Source organism: uncultured Succinatimonas sp., assembly GCF_905203285.1.
Classification (GTDB): Bacteria; Pseudomonadota; Gammaproteobacteria; order Enterobacterales; family Succinivibrionaceae; genus Succinatimonas.
In genome coordinates this window covers 1-3058 of record NZ_CAJKVK010000134.1, presented here as the reverse complement: position 1 = coordinate 3058, position 3058 = coordinate 1, and the positions used below count along the sequence as shown (strand labels likewise).

At 35.7% G+C, this 3058-nt stretch carries 3 protein-coding genes; all 3 read left to right on the top strand.

The window, feature by feature from the left end; genetic code table 11:
• Positions 1 to 1480: hypothetical protein (locus QZ019_RS09550; RefSeq protein ID WP_295484567.1), on the top strand; the 1480-nt coding region annotated here is incomplete at its 5' end.
• A gap of 73 nt (positions 1481 to 1553) precedes the next feature.
• Positions 1554 to 2258, top strand: coding sequence for a FadR/GntR family transcriptional regulator (locus QZ019_RS09545; protein WP_295484564.1), 705 nt, complete (start codon positions 1554 to 1556; stop codon positions 2256 to 2258).
• Positions 2251 to 2916 carry a lecithin retinol acyltransferase family protein gene (locus tag QZ019_RS09540; protein WP_295484561.1) on the top strand — a complete coding sequence of 222 codons (666 nt, stop codon included), beginning with the start codon at positions 2251 to 2253 and terminating at the stop codon, positions 2914 to 2916. The genes QZ019_RS09545 and QZ019_RS09540 overlap by 8 nt, the downstream gene beginning before the upstream one ends.
• The last annotated feature ends 142 nt before the right edge of the window (positions 2917 to 3058 follow it).

Below are 3058 nucleotides of genomic sequence, written 5' to 3'. Positions count from 1 at the left end.
GTTTAAAAATTTGTCTTTTGCGTTTAACCGTAACGGCGACAGTCTTAATTTGACCGATTTTCACGCAGCTGTTTTGGGCGGCAGCATATCAGGTGAAGGCAGCTATGACTTAAACAAACAAGCCTTTGCTTTTACTAGGCTTAATCTTAATAAAATAATCATCAAAGACGGATTTAACCCTTTTTCTTCCTTTTCAATTACCGGAAATGACGTCTCTTTAAATGATTGTCTTTTTACAAATCAAGAAATCTTACTTTCCGGCATCAAAGGCACTTCGTCATCTTTTTCTCTTTTGCAAGGACACTTAACTGCCGATTTTAAAGGATCTCTTGATGAAATCAGTCTTATTAAACACCGTTTGAGTCTTACTGACTTAACTGTTTTAGCGACATTGAACAATAGCGAAATCTCCGGCAATATCAACGGATCTCTTTTTGAAGGGGACATTTCTTTTAATTTTAATTATCAAAATAAAGATAAAATTCTGTCGCTTAACAAACTTGATTTAAAAAACAACAAAATAGAATACGCTTCTAATTTTGAAACAATATTAAGTGAATTTATAAAAACAAATCAAATCTATATTGAAAGCTGCAATTTCTCCAAATTAGCTTTTCTTTCCCATATAAGAGATCTGCCTTTAAGTATCCTTGAAATTAGCGGAAATATCGACAATCTTGCAATAATAAAAGGCAAGATACAAAACAGCAAAGCGGGCATTATTAATCTTGATGTGAATTCTCTTACATACAGTGATTTTTTATTAAACAAAATTAAGCTTATCGCCACGATAAGTCCTGATCTGTTGTCCTTATCCGCTCCCGAAATAAAGTTCCGCAGCTCGGATGTTTCCTTATCAGGTACTCTTGCGTTAAAAGAAGGACCGAGTTTTTTACTCCTGCAAGGCAGAAACTTTAATTTAGCCGATCTTAATTCCAATCTGTCGCGAAGACTTCTAAGCGGTAAGGCGGATATTGAAGTAAACCTGCAAAGCTTCGGCAGCTTTGACAAATTAACTGAAAATATGGACGGTTCCTTTTACTTAAAAAGTCCTGAAATGCTCATTTCTAATCTTGCCTTAGATTATTTAAACGGCGGAGATGCCAAAACACGCGATTTTAAGGTGCAGGACTTATCTGCCGCTCTTTATGATAGGGACTGCGGGTTATATGAGCTTAACCTTTTAGGCAGCGTAAAACGCGGCAACATTTATGTTTCAGGCAATTTCAACTTAAGTTCCGACAGCGTTACTGCCAATATGCATCTAGATTTAAACACAATGTTAATATCCGCTCTCGGAATTATTGAAAATAAGCTTGAAGGCAACTCCACGCAAATTTCCGCAAGCAATAAATTTGACGATCCTAAAATTACCGTAAAACCGCTAAAGCGTAATACCGTACGTCCTGGATTATCAGATCTTGACCAAACAGAAAAAAGATCTGATACGCCTGCTTTAGAAAAAAGCACTCAAAAATAAAGCTGTCATACAGGTTTACTCTGTTTTAAGAAAAAGCTATATTTAACTTATATTCTTACTCTCAGGCAACGATATGGAAACAAGTTCATCATCAGCATTAACTGCCAGAATTGAGCGTCATCTTCTTGACACAATAAAAACCGCTAATCTGACTTCAGGAATGCCTATCCCCAGTGAGGTGCAAACCGTAAAAGAATTGCAAATAAGCCGCGGTGTCGTGCGTGAGGCATATCGATCACTTGAAAGTTTAGGCTTAATCGAAATAAAAAGCGGGAAAAGACCGATAATTAAAGATCCTGATCCGGAAAGTCTTACTAAATTTTTAGATTTTCACCGCGATATCGGTCATTTTTCAATTGACGCAATTTTAGAAGCGGCAAGAGGCATTGAACTTAGTGCCGTACAGCTTGCCGTACAACGCGCCAATGATGATGAAAGAAAAGAACTTAATAATATCTTTTTAGATCTTGAGAAAAACGTAGAAAAAAGCTTTGCTTTTACCTTAACGCTGAAAAAGCTGCATGAAACCATTATCTCCATTTCGGCAAATCCGGTTTACACATTATTTTTCCATGCGCTTTATGCACAATTAAGCACAAATCTCACCGAAGCTTTACTTTCTTTAAGTAAAAAAGAAAAGAAAAAATTACTTAAGATGCACAAAAACATAGTAAATGCGTTTAACGACAAAAAATCCGCAGACAGTGCATATGCCTTTATTGAATACGCTGACACTTTAAAAGAAATATTGTCAAACCCAAAAGATACTGATGAATAACGCTAAAAGCATCGAAATCGCAGAGAAACTTAAATTAAACCCGGGCGATCATTTGATTGCCCAGCGTATTTTATATACCCATCACGGTTTATATATAGATGAAGGTTATGTGGCGGAATATTCTCTTGATTACGGAGTACATCTGATTTTGCTTGATGAGTTCATCGCGGACTCAAAATTAAGATTACGCAGCCATGATAAAGCAAAATATTCGCCGCAGGAAGCAGTAGAACGGGCTAAATCAAGGCTTGGAGAGTGTAACTATAATCTCTTATTCTCAAATTGCGAACACTTCGTAAACTGGTGCATTGAAGGCAAAGAATACAGCCGCCAGGTTGATAACATAATCGGGATATTCCCTCCGCTTGCTATGGCATCCATGGTAAAAGAATTATCAGATAGTGCCTTTGACGTTATCAATAATAAAAAAGATCTTAAAGAAGCCATCAATCAAGCTGCGACATCATCCAATATTAATCCTATTATCAAAACCGGAGAAATTATCGAAGACGTCAGCGGTATTAACATACTAAACGAATTTGAAAATCAAACCGACAATCTAAAACACAAAGCCAAAAATTTTAAACATAAACGAAAAAATGAACTTTTAGGGCTAAAACGTGAAATTAAAAAATTTGCAAAAAAACTGATTAAATAAGCTTCTGCAAATTATGAAATATTCATTTTTTCTTGGAAAATTCCTACTTCCAAAACAGAGCGTATTTTTAGACACAAATCTATTTTGTTGATTTAAAAGCCTTATTTTCACTTACTGTGCAAATGTGCAACAATCTTGCCTT

Bases quoted from the DNA above. Each gene is read 5' to 3' on its own strand.
- QZ019_RS09540 (WP_295484561.1), top strand. From the start codon at position 2,251: ATGAATAACGCTAAAAGCATCGAAATCGCAGAGAAACTTAAATTAAAC.
- QZ019_RS09545 (WP_295484564.1), top strand. From the start codon at position 1,554: ATGGAAACAAGTTCATCATCAGCATTAACTGCCAGAATTGAGCGTCAT.